The 21,470-nt window shown below is 61.9% G+C and carries 18 protein-coding genes; 9 read left to right on the forward strand and 9 right to left on the reverse strand.

The window, feature by feature from the left end:
* Window positions 1-55 precede the first annotated feature (55 nt).
* From HX801_RS14350 to HX801_RS14375, 6 genes are all read right to left on the reverse strand, one after another.
* The gene (locus tag HX801_RS14350) at window positions 56-880 is read right to left on the reverse strand and encodes an ABC transporter permease (RefSeq protein WP_003210970.1); all 825 of its coding nucleotides are present in this window, start codon (window positions 878-880) and stop codon (window positions 56-58) included.
* 13 nt (window positions 881-893) lie between these two features.
* Window positions 894-2,126: an ABC transporter permease gene (locus HX801_RS14355; RefSeq protein WP_003210972.1), complete on the reverse strand. Its 1,233-nt coding sequence runs from the start codon at window positions 2,124-2,126 to the stop codon at window positions 894-896.
* 212 nt (window positions 2,127-2,338) lie between these two features.
* On the reverse strand, window positions 2,339-3,379 hold the full coding sequence (locus tag HX801_RS14360) for an ABC transporter substrate-binding protein (RefSeq protein WP_003210973.1): 1,041 nt from the start codon (window positions 3,377-3,379) through the stop codon (window positions 2,339-2,341).
* 43 nt (window positions 3,380-3,422) lie between these two features.
* Window positions 3,423-4,535, reverse strand: coding sequence for an ABC transporter ATP-binding protein (locus HX801_RS14365; RefSeq protein ID WP_177022278.1), 1,113 nt, complete (start codon window positions 4,533-4,535; stop codon window positions 3,423-3,425).
* 214 nt (window positions 4,536-4,749) lie between these two features.
* Window positions 4,750-5,379, reverse strand: coding sequence for a response regulator transcription factor (locus HX801_RS14370; RefSeq protein WP_177022279.1), 630 nt, complete (start codon window positions 5,377-5,379; stop codon window positions 4,750-4,752).
* Between the two features lie 25 nt (window positions 5,380-5,404).
* Complete coding sequence (locus tag HX801_RS14375) at window positions 5,405-7,792, reverse strand: PAS domain S-box protein (RefSeq protein WP_177022280.1); 2,388 nt, start codon at window positions 7,790-7,792, stop codon at window positions 5,405-5,407.
* A 77-nt stretch (window positions 7,793-7,869) separates the two neighbouring features.
* Here HX801_RS14375 and HX801_RS14380 point away from each other — a divergent pair, with 77 nt between their 5' ends.
* Window positions 7,870-8,844, forward strand: a complete 975-nt coding sequence (locus HX801_RS14380) for an alpha/beta hydrolase family protein (protein ID WP_008434433.1) — start codon at window positions 7,870-7,872, stop codon at window positions 8,842-8,844.
* 180 nt (window positions 8,845-9,024) lie between these two features.
* On the opposite strand, the gene HX801_RS14385 is transcribed toward HX801_RS14380, so the two are convergent.
* The 3 genes from HX801_RS14385 to HX801_RS14395 are packed head-to-tail and all read right to left on the reverse strand — an operon-like array spanning window position 9,025 to window position 11,484.
* A complete protein-coding gene (locus tag HX801_RS14385; protein WP_102370013.1) occupies window positions 9,025-9,792 on the reverse strand; it encodes a TerB family tellurite resistance protein in 768 nt (255 codons plus the stop codon).
* A 1-nt stretch (window position 9,793) separates the two neighbouring features.
* Window positions 9,794-10,468, reverse strand: a complete 675-nt coding sequence (gene murU / locus HX801_RS14390) for an N-acetylmuramate alpha-1-phosphate uridylyltransferase MurU (protein WP_003210984.1) — start codon at window positions 10,466-10,468, stop codon at window positions 9,794-9,796.
* A complete protein-coding gene (locus tag HX801_RS14395) occupies window positions 10,465-11,484 on the reverse strand; it encodes an aminoglycoside phosphotransferase family protein (RefSeq protein WP_177022281.1) in 1,020 nt (339 codons plus the stop codon). Before HX801_RS14395 ends, murU begins: the two co-directional genes overlap by 4 nt.
* A 130-nt stretch (window positions 11,485-11,614) precedes the next feature.
* On the opposite strand from HX801_RS14395, the gene HX801_RS14400 reads away from it, so the two are divergent.
* From HX801_RS14400 to HX801_RS14435, 8 genes are all read left to right on the forward strand, one after another.
* Window positions 11,615-14,425 (forward strand): LPS-assembly protein LptD, encoded by a 2,811-nt coding sequence (locus HX801_RS14400; RefSeq protein WP_102370015.1) that lies wholly within the window; start codon window positions 11,615-11,617, stop codon window positions 14,423-14,425.
* Window positions 14,406-15,743 (forward strand): peptidylprolyl isomerase, encoded by a 1,338-nt coding sequence (locus HX801_RS14405; RefSeq protein WP_003210991.1) that lies wholly within the window; start codon window positions 14,406-14,408, stop codon window positions 15,741-15,743. The genes HX801_RS14400 and HX801_RS14405 overlap by 20 nt, the downstream gene beginning before the upstream one ends.
* On the forward strand, window positions 15,740-16,729 hold the full coding sequence (pdxA, locus tag HX801_RS14410) for a 4-hydroxythreonine-4-phosphate dehydrogenase PdxA (RefSeq protein WP_177022282.1): 990 nt from the start codon (window positions 15,740-15,742) through the stop codon (window positions 16,727-16,729). Before HX801_RS14405 ends, pdxA begins: the two co-directional genes overlap by 4 nt.
* Entirely contained in the window at window positions 16,726-17,538 is an 813-nt protein-coding gene (gene rsmA, locus HX801_RS14415) for a 16S rRNA (adenine(1518)-N(6)/adenine(1519)-N(6))-dimethyltransferase RsmA (RefSeq protein WP_003210994.1), read from the forward strand. The genes pdxA and rsmA overlap by 4 nt, the downstream gene beginning before the upstream one ends.
* Before the next feature lie 124 nt (window positions 17,539-17,662).
* The gene (gene apaG / locus HX801_RS14420; protein ID WP_003210996.1) at window positions 17,663-18,043 is read left to right on the forward strand and encodes a Co2+/Mg2+ efflux protein ApaG; all 381 of its coding nucleotides are present in this window, start codon (window positions 17,663-17,665) and stop codon (window positions 18,041-18,043) included.
* Entirely contained in the window at window positions 18,043-18,894 is an 852-nt protein-coding gene (locus HX801_RS14425; protein WP_177022283.1) for a symmetrical bis(5'-nucleosyl)-tetraphosphatase, read from the forward strand. The genes apaG and HX801_RS14425 overlap by 1 nt, the downstream gene beginning before the upstream one ends.
* A gap of 33 nt (window positions 18,895-18,927) precedes the next feature.
* A complete protein-coding gene (gene glpE, locus HX801_RS14430) occupies window positions 18,928-19,257 on the forward strand; it encodes a thiosulfate sulfurtransferase GlpE (protein ID WP_008434417.1) in 330 nt (109 codons plus the stop codon).
* Between the two features lie 285 nt (window positions 19,258-19,542).
* A complete protein-coding gene (locus tag HX801_RS14435; RefSeq protein WP_003210999.1) occupies window positions 19,543-21,465 on the forward strand; it encodes a PrkA family serine protein kinase in 1,923 nt (640 codons plus the stop codon).
* Window positions 21,466-21,470 lie beyond the last annotated feature (5 nt).

A 21,470-nucleotide genomic window follows, 5' to 3' on the forward strand; every position in this document is an offset into this window, starting at 1 on the left:
TGACACACCGCCTTCGCGAGCAAGCCCGCTCCCACATTTTGATCTCTGTTTGGCTTTAGACCTGGGCCGTACGCAGTTTCTCGCTGCGCCCGCGCAGCCATTCCAGGGTCAGCAACAGCACCACCGAGAAGGCAATCAGCAAGGTGGCCGCGGCGGCAATGGTAGGGCTGAGGTTTTCACGGATGCCGCTGAACATCTGCCGTGGCAAGGTTGCCTGCTCGGGCCCGGCGAGGAACAGCGTCACTACCACTTCATCGAACGAGGTGGCAAAGGCGAACAGCGCCCCGGAGATCACCCCCGGGGCAATCAATGGCAAGGTCACCCGACGAAACGCCGTCAGCGGTGACGCGCCCAGGCTGGCCGCCGCCCGCACCAGGTTATGGTTGAACCCCTGCAAGGTCGCCGACACGGTGATGATCACAAACGGCACGCCCAGCACCGCGTGCACCACGATCAGCGAGAAGAAGCTGTTGCCCAGGCCCAGCGGCGCGAAGAACAGGTAACTGGCCACACCGATAATCACCACGGGCACTACCATCGGCGAAATCACCAGGGCCATCACCAGCGCCTTGCCGGGAAAGTGCCCCCGGGTCAGGCCAATCGCCGCCAGCGTGCCGAACACCATCGCCAGCACTGTAGCCGCCGGAGCCACGATGATGCTGTTCTTCAGGGCGCGCATCCATTCCGCCGAACCGAAGAAATCCTGGTACCAGTGCAGCGAGAAACCTTGCAGCGGGTAGACCAGGAAACTTCCACTGTTGAACGACAGCGGGATGATCACCAGCACCGGCAAGATCAGGAACAACAGGATCAGGCCGCAGAGGATCCGCAAGCTGTAGAACCAGACCCGTTCCACGGGCGACATATAAGGGCTCAGCATCGCAACGGTCTCCTTAGCTCAGGCGCAGGCGGCTGGCGCCCACCAGCCAGTTGTAGATCAGGTACAGCACCACGGTGGCCAGCAGCAACAAGCCGCCCAAGGCCGTGGCCATGCCCCAGTTGATGCTGGTGTTGGTGTAGAAGGCCACGAAGTAGCTGACCATCTGGTCGTTCGGGCTGCCCAGCAAGGCCGGGGTGATGTAGTAGCCAATCGCCAAAATGAACACCAACAAGCAGCCGGCACCAACGCCTGCGTAGGTCTGCGGGAAGTACACGCGCCAGAAGCTGGCGAATGGGTGGCAGCCCAGGGAGATTGCCGCCCGCATGTAGGTGGGCGAGATGCCTTTCATCACGCTGTAGATCGGCAAAATCATGAAGGGCAGCAGAATGTGCACCATGGAGATGTAGACCCCCAGCCGGTTGAACACCAACTCGACGGGTTTATCGATCAGCCCCATGCCCATCAGCGCGCTGTTGATCAAGCCGCCGGACTGCAGCAACACGATCCAGGCCGCCACGCGCACCAGCACCGAGGTCCAGAACGGCAGCAGCACCAGGATCATCAGCAAATTGCTTTGCCGCGCCGGCAAGTTGGCCAGCAGGTAAGCCAACGGATAGGCCAGCAGCAGGCAGCACACGGTGATGACCAGGCCCATCCAGAACGTACGGGCGAAGATATCGAGGTAGATCGCCTGGTCCGGGGTGGCCGGGGCGATTTCGCCGAGGTCGTCGATGCGGTGATCGACGGCGGCCAGCAAGTAGTATGGCGTGAGGCTGCTGGTGTTGCGCCGGATCGCCTGCCAGTACGCCGGGTCGCCCCAGCGTTCGTCGAGGTTTTCCAGCGCTTCTTTATAGGAGGCAGGCGCTTCGGTGAACGGCAGCGCCCGCGCGGTTTTCGTCAGCAGGCTGCGATAGCCCGCCAGCTCCATGTTCAAGCGTTTGGAGAGGTCGCCCAGGGTCGAGTTTTTCCGGGCTTCGCCCAGGTCCTCGCTGATGGCCTGGTACACCGGCTCGCCAGGCAAGCCACGACCGTCCCAGGCCGTCACCGCCACCACCGTGCGCGGCAGGCCGCCCACCACTTCCGGGTTGCCGACGCTTTTGTAGAGCAGCGCCACGATCGGTACCAGGAACACCAGCAGCAAAAACACCACCAATGGCGCGATCAGGGCCTGGGCCTTCCAGCGGTTGAGCCGCTCGGCACGCGCCAGGCGCTGTTTCAGGGTGGGGCTGGGAATGGCGAGGGCCATGGCGAACTCCGGATCGTAAAAAAGAATGCAGACCTGTGAAGGCCCACACCTGTGGCGAGGGGGCTTGTCCCCCGTTGGGCTGCGCAGCAGCCCCAGTAAAGCCACTGTGGTTTATTAGACTGACCGCGGTGGCTGGTTTTGGGGCCGCTTCGCAGCCCAACGGGGGACAAGCCCCCTCGCCACAAAAAGCCCATCCACCCTGGGTGCGGTGGTTACTTGGCAGCCCAGGAATTGAAGCGCTGCTCCAGTTGCTCACCGTTATCCGCCCAGAAGCTCACGTCGATCTGCACCTGGTTGGCGATGTTTTCCGGGGTAGTCGGCATATCCTTCAGGATGTCCTTCGCCAGCAACGGTACCGCCTGGGTATTGGCCGGGCCGTAGGCGATGTTTTCCGAATAGGTCTTCTGCTGCTGCGGCTGCACCGAGAAGGCGATGAACTTCTTCGCCGCGTCAGCACGGTCTTTCGCCAGGCCTTTTGGAATGGCCCAGGCGTCGAAATCGTAGATCCCGCCGTTCCACACCACTTTCAAATTGCTTTCTTTCTGCACGGCAGCGATCCGGCCGTTGTAGGCAGAACTCATCACCACGTCGCCAGAAGCGAGGTACTGCGGCGGTTGGGCGCCCGCTTCCCACCACTGGATATACGGCTTGAGCTCATCGAGCTTCTTGAACGCACGGTCCTGGCCATCTTTGCCGGCCAGCACCTTGTACACATCCTTCGGCGCCACACCGTCAGCCATCAAGGCGAATTCCAGGGTGTACTTGGCGCCCTTGCGCAGGCCGCGTTTGCCCGGGAATTTCTTGGTGTCCCAGAAATCGGCCCAGCCGCCTGGCGGTGCTTTCAGTTTGTCGGCGTTGTAGGCCAGCACCGTGGACCACACGAAGAAACCCACGCCGCACGGCTGGATCGCGCCCTTCACGTAGTCGCCCGGGTTGCCGAACAGTTTCGGGTCCAGGGGCTCGAACATGTCTTCGTCACAGCCACGGGACAGTTCCGGCGACTCCACTTCCACCAGGTCCCAGGACACGCTCTTGGTGTCGACCATGGCCTTGACCTTGGCCATTTCACCGTTGTATTCACCGGCGACGATCTTGCCGTTGCCCGCGCTTTCCCACGGTGCATAGAAGGCCTTGACCTGCGCCGCCTTGTTCGCGCCACCAAAGGACACCACCGTCAAATCAGGGCCTGCCATGGCCTGTGTCGCGCCCATCAAGCTCAGAGCCAGGGCGGAATATTTCAGGGATCTCAACATTGTTGTTCTCTCCACGTGCGAGGTTGGTGAAGCAAGGGGGCGATCAATTCGCCTCTAGAAGTGGGTCGAGTGCGCGAACGTGCTCGACTTGCCAGCCAATCGGTACCACGTCGCCGACCGCCAGGGCTGTGTCCAGCTCGGCGATCGGTTGTTTCACAAAAAAATCGGTCTTGCCGCAGACTTCCAGGCGCACCCGCACGTGGTCGCCCAGGTAGATGAACTCGGCCACGCGCCCGGAGAAACGGTTGACGCAGCTTTCGCTGGAGCCATTCAGGCTGACGCGCTCGGGGCGCACCGACAGGGTCACCGGGCCGCCGACCTGGCCGACGTTCACCGCCAGCGCCTCGACCTTTTCGCCGCGCGCCAGTTCGACCACGCAGCGGTCGCCGGTGTGGCTGTGCAGGCGGCCATTGAGGCGGTTGTTCTCGCCGATGAAGTTGGCGACGAAGGTGTTTTTCGGTTCTTCGTACAAGGTGCGCGGGGCAGCGATCTGCTGGATCTCGCCCTGGTGGAACACCGCCACCCGGTCGGACATGGTCAGTGCTTCGCCCTGGTCGTGGGTCACGTACACCACCGTCACGCCGAGGCGCTGGTGCAGGTGCTTGATCTCCATCTGCATGTGTTCGCGCAGTTGCTTGTCGAGGGCGCCGAGGGGTTCGTCCATCAGCACCAGCTGTGGCTCGAACACCAGCGCCCGGGCCAGGGCCACCCGCTGCTGCTGGCCACCGGAGAGTTGCGCCGGGTAGCGCTGGGCGAAGGCATCGAGCTGGACCATGCTCAGTACACGCTTGACCCGCTCGCTGATGTCGGTCTTGCTCAGGCCGCGTACAGAGAGCGGAAACGTCAGGTTCTCGGAGACGGTCATGTGCGGGAACAGCGCGTAGTTCTGGAACACCATGCCGATGTCGCGCTTGTGGGGCGGCACATTGTTGATGGAGCGGCCGGCCAGCTGGATCTCGCCGGCGGTGGGGGTTTCGAAACCGGCGAGCATCATCAGGCTGGTGGTCTTGCCCGACCCGGACGGTCCGAGCAGGGTCAGGAACTCGCCCTTGCGAATCTCCAGGTTGAGGTCTTTGACGATCAGGTTCTCGCCGTCGTAGCTCTTCTGCACGCCACGAAAGCTGACCAGCACATCATTTGAATCCACCTCGCTCATACCCGCACCTTTTTGTTTTGGACTGCCATGGAGCAAGCGTAGTCCAGCCGCCAGCCCGCGGAAATCGGGGGGCCGGAGAGATTGGCATCAGCCGGATGGAAGGTTTGGGGTAGGGATCGCCCTACACGGATGGCGGGCACAGGACAGTGCGACAGCTACAGGTGGCAGGAACGGGTCTGCCGGGGCCTGGGAGTGGTCGCAAATAGATATGCGGTTATAGAAGCTTGTGCTCCATGGCGTACTTCACCAGTTCCACCAGGGAGGTGATATTGAGCTTTTGCATCAGGCGCGCCTTGTGGGTACTGATGGTTTTGCTGCTCAACGCCAACTGCTGGGCGATGTCGTTGACGTTGGCGCCCTGGGCCAGGCGCTCGAATACCGAGAACTCGCGCTCCGACAACAACGAGTGCAATGGGCGGGAATCGGTGAGGCCGACTTCGAAGACCATGCGGTCGGCCAGGTCCGGGTCGATGTACCGTCCGCCCGCCGCGACCTTGCGGATCGCGGTCAGCAGCAGCGCCGGGTCGCTGTCCTTGGTGGCATAGCCGGCGGCACCGACCTTCAGCGCACGGGCGGCCATTTGCGCTTCGTCGTGCATCGACAGCACCAGGATCGCCGGGGGATTGTTCAGCGCACGGATCCGCGGGATGGCTTCCAGGCCGTTGACGCCAGGCATCGAGATGTCCAGCAACACCACCTCGCAGGGCACGTGGCGCAGGGTCTCCAGCAACTGCTCGCCATTGCTCGCCTCGCCCACCACCAGCAGGTCCTTGGCCAGTCCGATCAGTTGCTTGATGCCTTCGCGAACGATGGTGTGGTCTTCAGCTACCAGTACACGGATCACTGTGGATGTCCTCTTCTTTTGGTTATCAATCCAGCGGCACCGTCACACTCAGGGTGGTGCCTTCGCCCAATGCGCTGTCCAGGCTCAACTGCCCGCCCATGATCAGCACCCGCTCGCGCATGCCCACCAGGCCAAACGATACCGGGCGCCCGGGAGCCTGGACGAAACCTGCACCGTCGTCGCTGATGGTCAGGCGCAAGTGCGCGCCCTCCACCACCAGCGTCAGCTCGACAGTATGCGCCTGGGCATGGCGCATCACATTGGTCAGTGCCTCTTGCAGGATGCGGAACAGGCCGATGGCCTTGGCGTCGCTCAGCGCCGGCAGATTATCCGGCACCTGCACCAGGCACGGAATCTGCGTGCGGGCCTCGAAACGCCGGGCCTGCCATTCAATCGCCGAGGCAATCCCGGCATCGAGAATCGGCGGACGCAAGGCGGTGGCCACATCGCGCACCAGTTGGAACAGTTGGGCGATCAGGCGCTTCATGCTGTTCAGCCGCTCGTGCAGGCCGGGATCCAGTTGGGCGTAGGTCAGCTCGCACATCGAGGTCTCCAGCTTGAGCACGGTGAGCATCTGCCCCAACTCGTCGTGCACTTCCCGGGCGATGCGGGCCTTCTCTTCCTCGCGCACGGTTTCCAGGTGGGCCGACAATTCCCGCAATTGCGCGCGGGAGGCGTCCAGCTCCAGCTCGATGCGCTTGCTCTCGCTGATGTCCCAGACAATTCCGTCCCAAACCACGGCGCCGTCTTCCAGGCGCCGGGTCACGGCCTTGATATCGGCCCAGCGCTGCTCGCCCAGGCGGGTCAGGATGCGGCCCTGCCAGGCCCAGTTGCTCTCCGTCTCGATGGCCTGGTCCTGGGTGCGGTGATAACTGGCGCGGTCGTCGGGATGCACCAGGCTGCGAATGCCCATGGCCGGATGGCTGAGCACTTCCGGCGCGTAACCCACCAGGCCCTCGCTGCCCTGGCTGATGTAGGCAAACTCGATCGCCTCGCTGCGCGGCAAGCGCTCCAGGCGAAACACCAGCCCCGGCACATTGGCGGCGATCCCTTGCAGCCGCGCCTCACTTTCCTGCAAGGCCGCGAGGGCCCGGCGACGCTCGGTGACATCGTTGAGGTAGACCACCAGGTATTCGCCGTCGGCAAAGCGCAGGAAACTCAGGGACACATCGGCTGGCAATACGCTGCCATCGGCGCGCAGGCAATTGGTGGCAAAACTCTGTGGCCCGTCTTCGCTGGCCCGGGCGCGCTTCCACAGGTTGAGCCAGCGGTCCATGGTCAGCGTCGGGTCGAATTCGATCAGCGGGCGTTCGATCAGGGCGCCGGGGGCGTAGCCGAGCATGGTTTCCGCCGCCTGATTGGCGTAGCGCACATGGCTGTCCCAATTGACCCAGAGGATACCGACGGTGCTTTGGTCGATGGAGAACTGGGTCAGGCGCAAGGCTTCGGCACCGGCGGCGCGGGCGGCGCTTTCTTCGCGGGCGGCCAGCAGATTATGCTCCAGGCCGCGTTGCTGGCGGCGCTGCCAGAACACCAGGGCCAGGCTGGCGAGCAATAGCAGGCCCAGCAGCAACGTGAGGTTTTGCCAGAAGCCGGGGGACTCGGTCACCCGTGGGTATTTGGGCTGCAGCCAGCGGCTGTGCAACTGGTCCAGATCACGAGCGGGAATCGCGCGCAAGGCGCTTTGCATGATATCGGCCAGCTCGGGCCAGTCGCGCCGCGTGGCCACCCGCAGCAATTGCGGCAGGCCGATATCGCCGACCACGGCAAGGCCGGCGAACTCGGTTTCGCCCGACAACCGGCTCAATTGCGCCTCATCCACCACCGCATACCGCGCCTGCTGGCTCACCAGCAATTGCAGGGCCTGGCGCTCCATGGGCACGCCTTGCAGGTTGAGACTCGGGTAGGTGCTGCGCAGGTAATCCGCCACTGCGCTGGGCATGCGCACGGCGACGCGGGATTGGTCGTCGAGTTTCTCCAGGTCGACTGCGGTGCTGCCATCACGAACCCCGACAATGTGCTGGGGCACCCGCATATACGGATCGGAGAACAACCACAGGCGCAGGCCGGCCGGGGTTTGCAGCAGGCCGGGGGCGAGGTCGACCTCGCCGTCACGCACCGCCGCCTCCAGTTGCTCCTGATTGGGAAAGTTGCGCCAGGTCAGTTCGATATTCAGCGCCTTGGCCAACCACTGCATCAATTCGACATTGGCCCCGGACAGCCGCTGCAAGCGCCGATCGTATTGGGCATAAGGCGCCTGTAACACCAGCCCGACCCGCAGGTCGGGATGCTGTTCGAGCCATTCGCGCTGGCCGGCATCGAGCTGCGCCTGGTGAGTGGCAGGCGCAGGCACGGCGCCCGCGATCAAGGGAAAGCATATACAGCCGATAACCAGCAGGTAGCGAAAACCCATGATCCACGTCTCATATCACTGACAAATACTGACCAACCCATTAGGCTGCCGGAATCACTTCTGGCCGGAAATCAACGATGCCACTTTCCCACCGCTCGGCACTGCCAGCATTGTGCCTGTCGCTGCTGTTTACCAGCGCCTTTTGTGTCGAGGCCGCCGACACTCCCGCTCCCGCCCCGGAAAAGCCAGTGGTGCGCCAGCCCTTGCCGGAGCGCAGCCAGGAAGAAGCCAACGCCCTGGAACGACAAATCCCGCAGCAGGAACAACAACAGTTGCAGGCGGGCAGCGATTCTTTCCTGGCTTTGTGGAAGCCGGCCAACAGCGGTGAGCCTGAAGGCGTGGTGATTATCGTCCCGGGCAACGGCGAAAGTGCTGACTGGCCTCAAGCAATCGCGCCGTTGCGCAAGAAATTGCCGGACGCCTCCTGGGGCACCCTGAGCTTGTCGCTGCCGGACCTGACCCTGGACACCTTGCCACCCCGCGTCATCGAATCGCCCAAGGCGACCGTGGAGACCAGCAGCAAAGACGCCAGCACCGTCGCCAAACCCGTGGAGCAAGCCGCCAGCGCCGAAGCGGAAGGCACTGACCCGGCCGTGGTTCCCGGCACCGATGAACAAGACAAGACCGACACCACGCGAATCTTCGCGCGCATTGACGCCGCCCTCGCCTTCGCCCAGACCCAGAATGCCCGCAGCGTCGTATTGCTCGGCCACGGCACCGGCGCCTGGTGGGCCGCGCGTTACCTGAGTGAAAAACAACCGGCGCAGGTGCAGAAATTTGTCATGGTGGCCGCGCAGACCCCGGCGGGCCGTGCCCCGGACCTGCAACAACTGGCACCGAAACTGAAGCTGGCCACGGCAGACTTTTTCTACCAGGACAACGCCCAGGCACGCAAAGCGGCCCAGGAACGTTCCCAGGCCAGCAAGCGTTTGAAGAATGACAGCTACAAGCAGGTGTCGTTGAAGGCCCTCCCCGATAACAGCCAGGCAGGGCAAGAGCAGCTGTACCGGCGGATTCGCGGGTGGCTGAGCCCGCAAAATCCCGGAGACTGATCGTAAATCTCAAAAACACTGGAGAACAAAATGTGGGAGCGGGCTTGCTCGCGAATGCGGTGAGTCAGTCACTGCATCTGTTACTGATCCACCGCATTCGCGAGCAAGTCGAATCGTCGCACCGCCACTCCCACAATTGATCCGGTTTACACCATAAAAAAGCAGCGCCTGATGATTCTGTTAGCGAAAGTCTCGCCTTTCGCGAATCAGCGCGTAGGCGTTGTGCAGCTCGCGGGTACGTTCGGTCGCCTCCCGCACCTGGGCTGGACTGGCGCCACTGCCGGCAATCTTGTCCGGGTGGTGCCGGCTCAGCAGGCGCCGGTAAGCGCGCTTGATCACCGAAGGTTCGGTGGTCGACGTCACCCCCAGAATCCGCAACGCCTCCTGATAAGCCCCGCCACGATTGGCCAACGGCTTGCGCTCCGGCTCATAGTCAGCCGCCAGCGCCTGGATCTGCTGGACCGTCCAACCCAGCCATTTGCCCCATTGTTCAATCAACTCGCGCTCGGCCGTACTGGCCTTGCCGTCCGCCCAGGCCATGCGCCAACAGGCACGCAGCACACCTTCCGCCGCATGGGGCTGGGCCTTGAGCACGCCCAGATAACTGCGTACCCGGTCCGAGCCGGACTTGCCGCGATTGAACGCGGCAATCGCACGGCGCTGGGCCGGTTCGGCCATGTCCAGCGAGCGCATTTCCTGGCGCGCCTGCTGGATATGCCCGTCCACCACCCGGCCGTTGCTCTTGGCCAGGCGACCGAGCAACACGAACAGCAGTTCGTCATTGCGCAACGCCGGCCGGCCGCCAAGGCGCTCGCGTAACTGGGCCCAGCTTTGCAGTTCCAGGCGCCGGTCCAGCGCCTGGCCCAGCAGTGCGCCCAACATGGCCCCCGGAATGCTGGCAATGGCAAAGCCCGCCCCGGCTCCGATCAGAGTCCCTGGCCACAACATCCTAGTGCCCCGCTGTCAGCAGGGTTTCGACTTGCGCCAGACGCTCCAGCGTCCCGACATCGATCCAGCGTCCGTTCATGTGTTCCCCCGTCACCAACCCTTTCGCCATGGCGTCACGCAACAGCGGCGCCAGCTTGAAGGCACCCGCACTGCAACCCGCGAACAGCTGGGGGTGGAGTACGGAAATGCCACTGAAGGTCAGGTTATCGGCACCGGCGGCGGCATCATGAAGCGCTCCGTCCTTCAGGTAGAAATCACCGCCGGACGGATGGTGCGGCGGGTTGTCGACCATCACCAGGTGAGCCAGCCCATCCAGTGGCTGGTGGAGGCTGGCGAAGTCGTAGTCGGTCCAGATGTCGCCATTGACCACCAGGAACGGTTCGTCCCCCAGCAGCGGCAAGGCCTTGAAGATCCCGCCGCCGGTTTCCAGCGGCTCGCCTTCGGCCGAGTACTGGATGCGTACGCCGTACTGCGAGCCATCGCCCAGATAGCCTTCGATCTGCTGGCCGAGCCACGCATGGTTGATGACGATATCGGTAAAGCCCGCTTTCGCCAGCGCCTCGAGGTGGTACTCGATCAGGCGCTTGCCGCCGGCCTGGATCAGCGGCTTGGGCGTGTGCAAGGTGAGCGGGCGCATCCGCTCACCTTTGCCGGCGGCCAGGATCATGGCCTTCATACCACCGCCTCGACGCGCAGGCTCGCCAGCAATTCACCCAGTTCGCTCAACTCTGGCCGGTCCGCGAGCACCGCCTCTATATAAGCGAAGAAGCGCGGCACGTCCGCCAGGTAGCGCGGCTTGCCATCGCGGTGGCAGATGCGCGCGAAGATGCCGATCACCTTGAGGTGACGCTGCACGCCCATCAGGTCGCTGGCCCGCAGGAACTCCTCGAAGTCCGCCTGCACCGGGATACCCAGCGCGCCGGCGCGTTGCCAGTAACCGCGCTGCCATTCCCGCACGCGGGCCAGCGGCCAACTGAGGAAGGCGTCCTTGAACAGGCACGTGATGTCGTAGGTCACCGGGCCGTAGACCGCGTCCTGGAAGTCCAGCACGCCGGGATTCGGCTCGCTGATCATCAGGTTGCGTGGCATATAGTCGCGATGCACCAGGACCTTGGGCTGGGCCAGGGCGCTGTCGATCAGGTGTTCGCTGACGCGTTGCCACAGGCCAAGCTGCCGGGCGTCGAACTCGATGCCCAGCTCCCGGCGAACGTACCATTCAGGAAACAATTCCAGCTCCCGACGCAACAGCGCGACGTCATAACTGGGCAACGGGGCTTCCATCGGCAATTGCTGGAAAGCCAGCAATGCGTCGATGGCATCGGCGAACAATTGATCGGCATTTTTAGCCGTAATCACGTCCAGATAAGTTTTTTTCCCCAGGTCGTTAAGCAAAAGAAAGCCGCGAAGCAGATCTTGCGCATAAATTTTCGGAACATTTATTCCCGATTGACCGAGTAAATGAGCGATATCGACGAAAGGTTTGCAGTTTTCCTGGGGGGGTGGAGCGTCCATCACGACAAAACTGCGACCTCCTCCCTCCCACCGGAAGTAACGCCTGAAACTCGCGTCACTGCTGGCCGCAGTCAACGTGGCCGGGGGTACGACACCCCAGCCCTGGGTGGTAAAGAGGCCTGGCAATTGCTCATCAAGCCAGACTTTCAGCTGTTGCAAACGTAGATCTTGGTCGGGCATTACAAGGGTCTCCGACGGCGCTAGCCGTCAAGCGGGTCATGCTTTATTATCACGCATCTTTTTCAGACCATCGAGAGGCGTGCGGCCCACACCGCGGGCAGATGGCACGCAGGAAGCCCGGACTAATAAGATGGCATTGAAATCCCCCGCGTTTCGTAGAAAATTTCCGTTGCTGGTAACCGGCAGTCTGCTGGCCATGCAACCTTTCGCCACCTCATTCGTGGTCGCCGCGGAACAGTATGACTGCTCAGTCTCTGCTTCGGGTGCCTGGGATTGCGCGCCGAAAACGGCCGCAGCCCCGCTGCCACCGCGCCCGGTGCATGACGGCAGTGCCGTCAGCTCTGCCAGTGGCACGCCGCAAGGCGAGTCCGGCGGCGCCGCCGAGGCCGTGCCGCAGACCGCTCTGGTCACCGAAGCCAAGGGCCGCGGCCTGCGTTCGCGCAGCGCCGACTACAGCCACCTGGACTGGGTCCCTCGCGAGAAGCTCACCGCCGCACAACTGGCCGAAACCGGCCCGTACTGCTCCGGCGCGTACATCGAGCCGGTCCGTCCTGGCATGAACGACAAGACGAACAAGAGCGACGCGCCGACCTTCATCGGCGCCAAGGTCTCTCGTTACGAGCAGGAACAACAAGTTGCTTCCCTGGCCGGTGACGTCGTCATGCGCCAGGGCAGCATGCAGGTCGAGGCCGACGAGGCCAACCTGTACCAGGCCGAGAACCGTGGCGAGCTGAACGGCAACGTCCGTCTGCGCGACAACGGTGCCCTGCTGGTGGGCGACCATGCTGAAGTCCAGCTGGACACCGGCGCCGCCAAGGTCGACAACGCCGAATACGTGATGCACAAATCGCGCATCCGCGGTAACGCCCTGTACGCCAAGCGTGCCGAGAACGCGATCATCCGTCTCAAGGACGGTACGTACACCACCTGCGAGCCGAACAGCAACGCCTGGCAGCTCAAGGGCAACAACATCACGCTCAACCCGGCCACCGGTTTCGGTACCGCGACCAACGTGACGTTGCGGGTCAAGGACATTCCGATCCTTTACACCCCGTACATCTACTTCCCGATCGACAACCGTCGTCAATCCGGCTTCCTGCCGCCGAGCTTCAGCACCGGTGGCGAGACTGGCTTCACGTTGGTTACGCCGTACTACTTCAACCTGGCGCCAAACTACGACGCCACGTTGTACCCGCAATACATGACCAAGCGCGGCCTGTTGATGGAAGGCGAATTCCGCTACCTCACCAAGTCCAGCGAAGGCCAGTTCGGCGGCGCGTACCTGAACGACGACAGCAGCGAGCGTAAAGGCCAGACCGACTACGAAAAAGATCGCTACATGATCAACTGGCAGCACAAGGGCGGGCTGGACTCGCGTGTACTGACCCAGGTCGACTACACCAACATCAGCGACCCTTATTACTTCCAGGATCTGAAGTCCTATCAGGAAGGGATCAAGAGCCAGGACTACGTGAACCAGCAAGGTTCGGTGACCTACCGCGGTGATACCTTCCAGGCGAAGCTGAACCTGCAGGCGTACCAGCTGGCAACGATCTCCCAGATCACGCCGTATGACCGCTTGCCACAGATCACCTTCAACGGCACGCTGCCGTACCATCCAGGCGGGGTGAACTTCACCTACGAGACCGAAGCCGTACGCTTTGATCGGGACTTGGAGAACGGAAGCTTCACGGATGAAAACGGGCTCGTATCGCCGCGGCTCGACACCTACGTAACCGGCCTGACCCGTGCAAACGGTACTCGCCTGAACGTTGCGCCGGCAGTCGACTACCCGATGAACTGGACCTACGGTTTTATTACGCCAAAGTTGAAGTACGTCTATACCAAGTACGATCTTGATTTGGACAGCATCGGCAAAAACCAGATTATCGCAGCGCAAGCCGCGTCAACTGCAGCCAACCCTTATGCTGGCGGCACCTTCAAAAGCTCGCAAGACCGTGCAATTCCGATTGCCAGCATCGACAGCGGCCTGTACTTCGACCGCAACACCAACTTGTTCGGCAAAGACTACCGTCAAACTCTGGAGCCTCGTGCGTACTACCTGTATGTACCGAACAAGGACCAGGGCGATATCCCGGTATTCGACAGCGGTGAGTACTCGTTCAGCTACGCGTCGCTGTTCCGTGACAACCGCTTCAGCGGTACTGACCGCATCGGCGACGAGAACAAACTGTCTCTGGGCGTGACCAGCCGCTGGATCGAAGAAAACGGCTTCGAACGCCAACGCGTCAGCATCGGCGAGGCCGTGTACTTCAAGAACCGCGAAGTTCAACTGCCGGGCATCCTGGCCGCGGACCGTGCGGACGCACAGTCTGATGTTTCGCCAATCGCCCTGGACTACGAGTTCCGCTTCAACCGTGACTGGCGCGCCACTGCCGATTACAACTGGGACCCGGAAAGCCACAGCCCACGTTCCGGCAGCGCGATGTTCCACTATCAGCCGGAAGACAACCCGAACAAGGTTATCAACGTCGGCTACCGCTATCGCAACGACCAGGTGGTGTACAACCAGCTGACCGGCAAATGGCAGTTTGGTGGCGACTACGGGCAGCCAGGCGACCCGAACTTCGTGAAGGATTACTACAAAATCCAGCAACACGACTTCTCGATGATGTGGCCGATCGTTCCGCAGTGGAACCTGATCACCCGCTGGCAGTATGACTATGCCCGCAACCGTACCCTGGAGGCCTTCGGTGGTTTCGAGTACGACAACTGCTGCTGGAAACTGCGCGTCATCAACCGTTACTGGGTTTCCAACGACGAATACAGCCAGATCGCCCCGCTGAACGAAAAGGGTGACCACGGGCTCTTCTTCCAAGTTGTCCTCAAAGGACTCGGCGGCCTGACCGGCGCCAAGGTAGAGAGCTTCCTCGACAAAGGCATTGAAGGTTATCGTGAACGTGAAGACCAAGCTTTCTGATTGTCTGCGCCCGCTGATGCTGGGCGCGCTGTTCCTGGGTACCGCCGCAGCTCACGCTGCGGTTCAACCGCTGGACAAGGTAGTGGCCATCGTCGATAACGACGTGATCATGCAGAGCCAACTGGACCAACGGGTCAAGGAAGTTCAGCAAACCATCGCCAAGCGTGGCGGCGGCGTACCACCGACCAGCGTGCTGGACCAGCAGGTGCTTGAACGCCTGATCGTTGAAAACCTGCAACTGCAGATCGGCGATCGCTCCGGTATCCGTATCAGCGACGAAGAATTGAACCAGGCTGTCGGCACCATCGCCCAGCGCAACAACATGAGTGTTGATCAGTTCCGCGCGGCCCTGGCTCACGACGGCCTGTCCTATGAGGACGCCCGTGACCAGATTCGCCGGGAAATGATCATCAGCCGTGTACGTCAGCGTCGCGTGGCCGAACGGATTCAGGTGTCCGAGCAGGAAGTGAAGAACTTCCTCGCCTCCGACCTTGGCAAGATGCAGCTTTCCGAAGAACTGCACCTGGCCAACATCCTGGTGCCTACGCCAGACAGCGCCAACGCTGAACAGCTCAATGCTGCCGCAGCGAAAACCCAGGCTATCTATGACCGTCTCAAGCAAGGTGCCGACTTTGCCCAGATGGCCATTGCCCAGTCCGGCAGCGACAACGCCCTCGAAGGCGGTGACATGGGCTGGCGTAAAGCCGCGCAACTGCCACCACCGTTCGACCGCGAGCTGAGTGCCATGGAAGTCGGTGGCATCACCCAGCCTGCCCGTACGCCTGGCGGTTTCATCATCCTCAAGTTGCTCGGCAAGCGCGGTGGCGAAGAAGCCCAGATGAAGGACGAAGTTCACGTTCGTCACATCCTGGTCAAGCCAAGCGAGATCCGTACCGAAGCCCAAACCAAGGAACTGGCCCAGAAGCTCTATGACCGCATCGAAGCGGGCGAAGACTTCGGCGAACTGGCGAAGAGCTATTCCGAAGACCCGGGTTCGGCGCTTAACGGCGGCGATCTGAACTGGATCGATCCGAAGGCACTGGTTCCAGAGTTCCAGGACGTCATGGCCAAGACCCCGCAAGGCGTGCTGTCCAAGCCGTTCAAGACCCAATACGGCTGGCATGTGCTGGAAGTCCTTGGCCGTCGCGCCACTGACAACACCACCCAGGCCCGCGAGCAGCAAGCCCTGACCGTACTGCGTAACCGCAAATACGACGAAGAGCTGCAAACCTGGTTGCGTCAGATCCGTGACGAAGCCTACGTAGAGAACAAGCTTCCTGGTGCCGACCAAACAGGCACCGACCAGGCAGCCCAGTGACACCCAAGCGTTTCGCACTGACACCCGGCGAGCCGGCCGGCATTGGTCCTGACCTGTGCCTGCTGCTCGCCTCGCACCCCCAGCCACACCCCCTGATTGCCATTACCAGCCGCGACCTGCTCATTGAGCGGGCCGCGCAGCTGAGTGTGGTTGTCGATCTGCTGCCGGTGGGCCCGGGCAACTGGCCTGACCTGCCGGCACCGGCCAACAGCCTGTACGTATGGGATACCCCGCTGGCGACCAAGGTCGTGGCCGGGCAACTGGACAAGGCCAACGCTGCCTTCGTCCTGGAAACCCTGACCCGTGCCGGCCAGGGCTGCATCGACGGGGATTTTGCCGGGATGATCACCGCCCCGGTACACAAGGGTGTGATCAACGAATCAGGCATCGCCTTTTCCGGGCATACCGAATTCCTCGCTGAGCTGACCCATACCGAACAAGTGGTGATGATGCTGGCAACGGGCGACCTGCGGGTGGCGCTGGTGACCACTCACCTGCCCCTGCGCGAGATTGCCGACGCCATTACCCCCGAGCGACTGGAGCGTGTAACACGCATCCTGCACGCCGACCTGCAACAGAAGTTCGGCATCGCCCAACCACGCATCCTGGTCTGTGGGCTCAACCCCCACGCCGGTGAAGGTGGCCACCTGGGCCATGAAGAAATCGACATCATCGAACCAACCCTGGAGCGTCTGCGCCTTGAAGGCATGGACCTGCGCGGCCCATTGCCTGCCGACACTCTGTTTACCCCCAAATATCTGGAGCACTGCGACGCAGTGCTGGCGATGTACCATGACCAGGGCCTGCCCGTGCTGAAGTACAAAGGCTTCGGCGCCGCGGTCAACGTGACACTGGGCCTGCCGATCATCCGCACCTCCGTCGACCATGGCACCGCCCTGGACCTCGCAGGCAGCGGCAAGATCGATACCGGCAGCCTGCACGTGGCCCTGGAAACCGCCTATCAGATGGCCGAGACCCGTATATGACCGAGCATTACCAACACCGGGCGCGCAAGCGTTTCGGGCAAAACTTCCTGCACGACGCTGGCGTGATCGATCGCATCCTGCGTTCCATCCATGCCAAGCCCGAAGACCGCCTGCTGGAAATCGGCCCGGGCCAGGGCGCCCTGACCCAAGGCCTGCTGAAAAGCGGCGGCCAGCTGGACGTGGTTGAGTTGGACAAGGACCTGATCCCGATCCTCAACCAGCAGTTCGCCGGCATGCCCAATTTCAACCTGCACCAGGGTGATGCGCTGAAGTTCGACTTCACCAGCCTCAATGCAGCGCCCAACAGCCTGCGAGTGGTCGGCAACCTGCCGTACAACATCTCCACCCCGCTGATTTTCCACCTGCTGAACAACGCCGGCATCATCCGCGACATGCACTTCATGCTGCAAAAGGAAGTGGTCGAGCGCCTGGCAGCGGGTCCTGGAGGCGGTGACTGGGGTCGCCTGTCGATCATGGTTCAGTACCATTGCCGCGTAGAGCACCTGTTCAACGTCGGACCTGGCGCGTTCAACCCCCCGCCGAAAGTCGACTCCGCCATCGTGCGCCTGGTGCCTCACGCGGTGTTGCCACACCCGGCCAAAGATCACAAGTTGCTGGAGCGCGTGGTGCGCGAAGCCTTCAACCAGCGCCGCAAGACCTTGCGCAATACGCTGAAGGCTTTGCTCAGCAACGCTGAAATCGAGGCCGCCGGCGTCGACGGCAGCCTGCGCCCCGAGCAGTTGGACCTGGCCGCCTTCGTGCGCCTGGCTGACCAGCTCGCCATTCAGCCTGCGCCAGTGGCTGAATAAATAGTAGGAGCCGGCTTGCCGGCGATGGCGCACTCACGATCGCCATCGCTGGCAAGCCAGCGCCTACGGGCCTAGACTGACCGGCATCCGCTGTTCCCCCGCTTTTGCTTTTAAGGCCTCTTGCATGTCCGATCCTCGTTATCAGATCGACGTCAGCGTCGTCACCCGCTTTCTGGCGGAACAATCGCAACCCGAGCAGAACCGCTTTGCGTTCGCCTACACCATCACCGTGCAAAACAACGGCGAGCTGCCTGCCAAGCTGCTGTCGCGCCACTGGGTCATCACCGACGGTGACGGCCAGGTCGAGGAAGTACGCGGCGCCGGCGTGGTCGGCCAACAACCGCTGATCGCGCCAGGCAAGAGCCACACCTACAGCAGCGGCACTGTCATGACCTCCCGCGTCGGCAACATGCAAGGCAGCTACCAGATGCTCGCCGACGACGGCAAACACTTCGACGCCATCATCGCCCCGTTCCGCCTCGCGGTGCCTGGAGCCCTGCACTGATGGCGACGTATGCCGTCGGCGACCTGCAAGGCTGCCTGGAACCGCTCAAGTGCCTGCTCGAGCGTGTGGCTTTCGACCCGGCCAAGGATCGCCTGTGGCTGGTGGGCGACCTGGTCAACCGTGGCCCGCAATCCCTGGAAACCCTGCGCTTCCTTTATGGCATGCGCGACTCCCTGGTGTGCGCACTGGGCAACCATGACCTGCACTTGCTGGCCGCCGGCAATAACATCGAGCGCCTGAAAAAGGGCGATACCCTGCGGGAAATCCTCGAAGCGCCGGATCGCACCGAGCTGCTTGACTGGCTGCGCCGGCAAAAACTCATGCACTACGACGAGAGCCGCGACACCGCCTTGGTGCATGCCGGCATTCCACCCCAGTGGACACTGAAGAAAGCCCTCAAGTGCGCGAGTGAAGTCGAAGCAGCCCTGGCCGATGACAACCTGTACACCGCTTACCTGGATGGCATGTACGGTAACGAACCCGTTAAGTGGGACAACGAACTGACCGGCGTCGCGCGGCTGCGGGTGATCACCAACTACTTCACCCGCATGCGTTTCTGCACCGCCGAAGGCAAGCTGGACCTCAAGAGCAAGGAAGGCGCCGACACCGCCCTCCCCGGCTACAAGCCCTGGTTCGCCCACAAGGAGCGCAAGACCCGTGAAACGAAGATCATCTTCGGCCACTGGGCAGCCCTGGAAGGCAAATGCGATGAACCCGGTGTATTCGCCCTCGACACCGGCTGCGTGTGGGGCGGCGCGATGACCCTGATGAATGTCGACACCGGCGAGCGCTCGAGCTGCCAGTGCGACTCGCCCATTCCCGAACAACTGCAGGCCACGGCAAAGCGCTGAGCCGCGCTTTCATACAGGCCAAAGGAGCCCGCCATGACTGAATTCAAACGTATCCCTCCCGAGCAAGCCCAGGCCCTGCGCGAGCAAGGCGCGGTGGTTGTAGACATCCGCGACCAGCCAACCTACAACGCTGCCCACATCAGTGGTGCCCAGCATCTGGACAACCACAACATCGCCGACTTCATCCGCGCCGCCGACCTCGACGCGCCGGTCATCGTCGCGTGCTACCACGGCAACTCCAGCCAAAGCGCGGCCGCCTACCTGGTGAGCCAGGGTTTCTCCGACGTCTATAGCCTCGACGGTGGCTTTGAGCTATGGCGTGCGACCTATCCTGCAGAAATTGCCGCAGGCGACGCGCAATAATTTTTTTCAAACCCCGCTACCCCGCGTGACGCTTGGCCTCACGCCGTTTCTGACGAACGGCGCCGCCAAACTAATTTCGTATCGCGCCTTGACCTCCCGGATTCCGAACTATCCTTAAGCGCAGGCCATCCAAAACAGGGGAGAGCCGGTACACCGGCGTGCGGGTCATCGGTAGCGTTTCAGGGTGTTCTGGGGGGAAAACGGCCATTGGTGTCCACCAATGGCTGCCAGCATCGACTGATTGATCCGGCGTCGGCTCCACGTATCGAGCGAGGTGACGACGTCATGAGTATTTTTAGCCACTTCCAACAACGCTTCGAGTCCACCCGCCAGGAAGAGCTCTCGCTTCAGGAGTATCTCGAACTGTGCAAAAAGGACCGCAGCGCCTACGCGTCTGCCGCTGAACGCCTGCTGTTGGCGATCGGCGAGCCGGAGCTGGTGGACACCGCAGCCAATTCGCGCTTGTCGCGGATTTTCTCGAACAAGGTGATCCGTCGCTACCCGGCCTTTGAAGACTTCCACGGTATGGAAGAATGCATTGACCAGATCGTCTCGTATTTCCGCCATGCCGCCCAAGGCCTGGAAGAGAAGAAACAGATCCTCTACCTGCTCGGCCCCGTCGGCGGCGGCAAGTCGTCCCTGGCCGAGAAGCTCAAACAACTGATCGAGAAGGTGCCGTTCTACGCCATCAAAGGCTCACCGGTGTTCGAGTCGCCCCTGGGGCTGTTCAATGCCACGGAAGATGGCGCGATCCTCGAAGAAGACTTCGGCATTCCACGGCGCTATCTCAATACCATCATGTCGCCCTGGGCGACCAAGCGCCTGGCCGAGTTCGGCGGCGACATCAGCCAGTTCCGGGTGGTGAAGCTCTATCCCTCGATCCTCAACCAGATCGCCGTGGCCAAGACCGAACCGGGTGACGAGAACAACCAGGACATCTCGGCACTGGTGGGCAAGGTCGATATCCGCAAACTCGAAGAATTCCCGCAGAACGACGCCGATGCCTACAGCTACTCGGGCGCACTGTGCCGGGCCAACCAGGGTCTGATGGAGTTCGTGGAGATGTTCAAGGCACCGATCAAGGTGCTGCACCCACTGCTCACCGCCACCCAGGAAGGTAACTACAACAGCACCGAAGGCCTGGGGGCGATTCCATTCACCGGGATCCTGCTGGCCCACTCCAACGAATCGGAATGGCACACCTTCCGCAACAACAAGAACAACGAAGCCTTCATCGACCGGATCTATATCGTCAAGGTGCCGTACTGCCTGCGGGTCAGCGATGAAATCAAGATCTACGACAAGCTGCTGTTCAACAGCTCCCTGGCCAAGGCCCATTGCGCGCCTGACACCCTGAAGATGCTGGCCCAGTTCACCGTGTTGTCGCGCCTCAAGGAGCCGGAAAACTCCAACATCTACTCGAAGATGCGGGTGTATGACGGCGAAAACCTCAAGGACACCGATCCGAAGGCCAAGTCGATCCAGGAATACCGCGACACCGCCGGCGTGGATGAGGGCATGAACGGCCTGTCGACACGTTTTGCGTTCAAGATCCTGTCCAAGGTCTTCAACTTCGACCCGCACGAAATCGCCGCCAACCCGGTGCACCTGCTCTACGTGCTGGAACAGCAGATCGAACAGGAACAATTCCAGGCTGAAACCCGCGAGCGCTATCTGCGCTTCCTCAAGGAATACCTGGCACCGCGCTACATCGAGTTCATCGGCAAGGAAATCCAGACCGCGTACCTTGAGTCCTACAGCGAATACGGCCAGAACATCTTCGACCGCTATGTGCTGTACGCAGACTTCTGGATCCAGGACCAGGAATACCGCGACCCGGAAACCGGCGAGATTCTCAACCGCGTAGCCCTCAACGAGGAACTGGAAAAGATCGAAAAACCCGCCGGCATCAGCAATCCGAAGGATTTCCGCAACGAAATCGTCAACTTCGTGCTGCGCGCCCGGGCCAACAACAACGGCAAGAACCCTACCTGGCTCAGCTACGAGAAGCTGCGGGTGGTCATCGAGAAGAAAATGTTCTCCAACACCGAGGATCTGCTGCCGGTCATCAGCTTCAACGCCAAGGCCAGCAAGGAGGATCAGCAAAAACACAACGACTTCGTCACTCGCATGGTCGAGCGTGGCTACACCGACAAACAGGTACGACTGCTCTCCGAGTGGTACTTGCGGGTCCGCAAATCGCAGTAAGGCAG

The sequence above is a fragment of the Pseudomonas sp. G1002 genome, assembly GCF_013385455.1.
Classification (GTDB): Bacteria; Pseudomonadota; Gammaproteobacteria; order Pseudomonadales; family Pseudomonadaceae; genus Aquipseudomonas.

Excerpts from the sequence above, each read along its gene's own strand:
- HX801_RS14350 (WP_003210970.1), bottom strand. The coding sequence starts at position 880 with ATGCTGAGCCCTTATATGTCGCCCGTGGAACGGGTCTGGTTCTACAGC.
- HX801_RS14355 (WP_003210972.1), bottom strand. The coding sequence starts at position 2,126 with ATGGCCCTCGCCATTCCCAGCCCCACCCTGAAACAGCGCCTGGCGCGT.
- HX801_RS14360 (WP_003210973.1), bottom strand. The coding sequence starts at position 3,379 with ATGTTGAGATCCCTGAAATATTCCGCCCTGGCTCTGAGCTTGATGGGC.
- HX801_RS14365 (WP_177022278.1), bottom strand. The coding sequence starts at position 4,535 with ATGAGCGAGGTGGATTCAAATGATGTGCTGGTCAGCTTTCGTGGCGTG.
- HX801_RS14375 (WP_177022280.1), bottom strand. The coding sequence starts at position 7,792 with ATGGGTTTTCGCTACCTGCTGGTTATCGGCTGTATATGCTTTCCCTTG.
- HX801_RS14380 (WP_008434433.1), top strand. The coding sequence starts at position 7,870 with ATGCCACTTTCCCACCGCTCGGCACTGCCAGCATTGTGCCTGTCGCTG.
- HX801_RS14385 (WP_102370013.1), bottom strand. The coding sequence starts at position 9,792 with ATGTTGTGGCCAGGGACTCTGATCGGAGCCGGGGCGGGCTTTGCCATT.
- murU (WP_003210984.1), bottom strand. The coding sequence starts at position 10,468 with ATGAAGGCCATGATCCTGGCCGCCGGCAAAGGTGAGCGGATGCGCCCG.
- HX801_RS14395 (WP_177022281.1), bottom strand. The coding sequence starts at position 11,484 with ATGCCCGACCAAGATCTACGTTTGCAACAGCTGAAAGTCTGGCTTGAT.
- HX801_RS14400 (WP_102370015.1), top strand. The coding sequence starts at position 11,615 with ATGGCATTGAAATCCCCCGCGTTTCGTAGAAAATTTCCGTTGCTGGTA.
- rsmA (WP_003210994.1), top strand. The coding sequence starts at position 16,726 with ATGACCGAGCATTACCAACACCGGGCGCGCAAGCGTTTCGGGCAAAAC.
- apaG (WP_003210996.1), top strand. The coding sequence starts at position 17,663 with ATGTCCGATCCTCGTTATCAGATCGACGTCAGCGTCGTCACCCGCTTT.
- HX801_RS14425 (WP_177022283.1), top strand. The coding sequence starts at position 18,043 with ATGGCGACGTATGCCGTCGGCGACCTGCAAGGCTGCCTGGAACCGCTC.
- glpE (WP_008434417.1), top strand. The coding sequence starts at position 18,928 with ATGACTGAATTCAAACGTATCCCTCCCGAGCAAGCCCAGGCCCTGCGC.
- HX801_RS14435 (WP_003210999.1), top strand. The coding sequence starts at position 19,543 with ATGAGTATTTTTAGCCACTTCCAACAACGCTTCGAGTCCACCCGCCAG.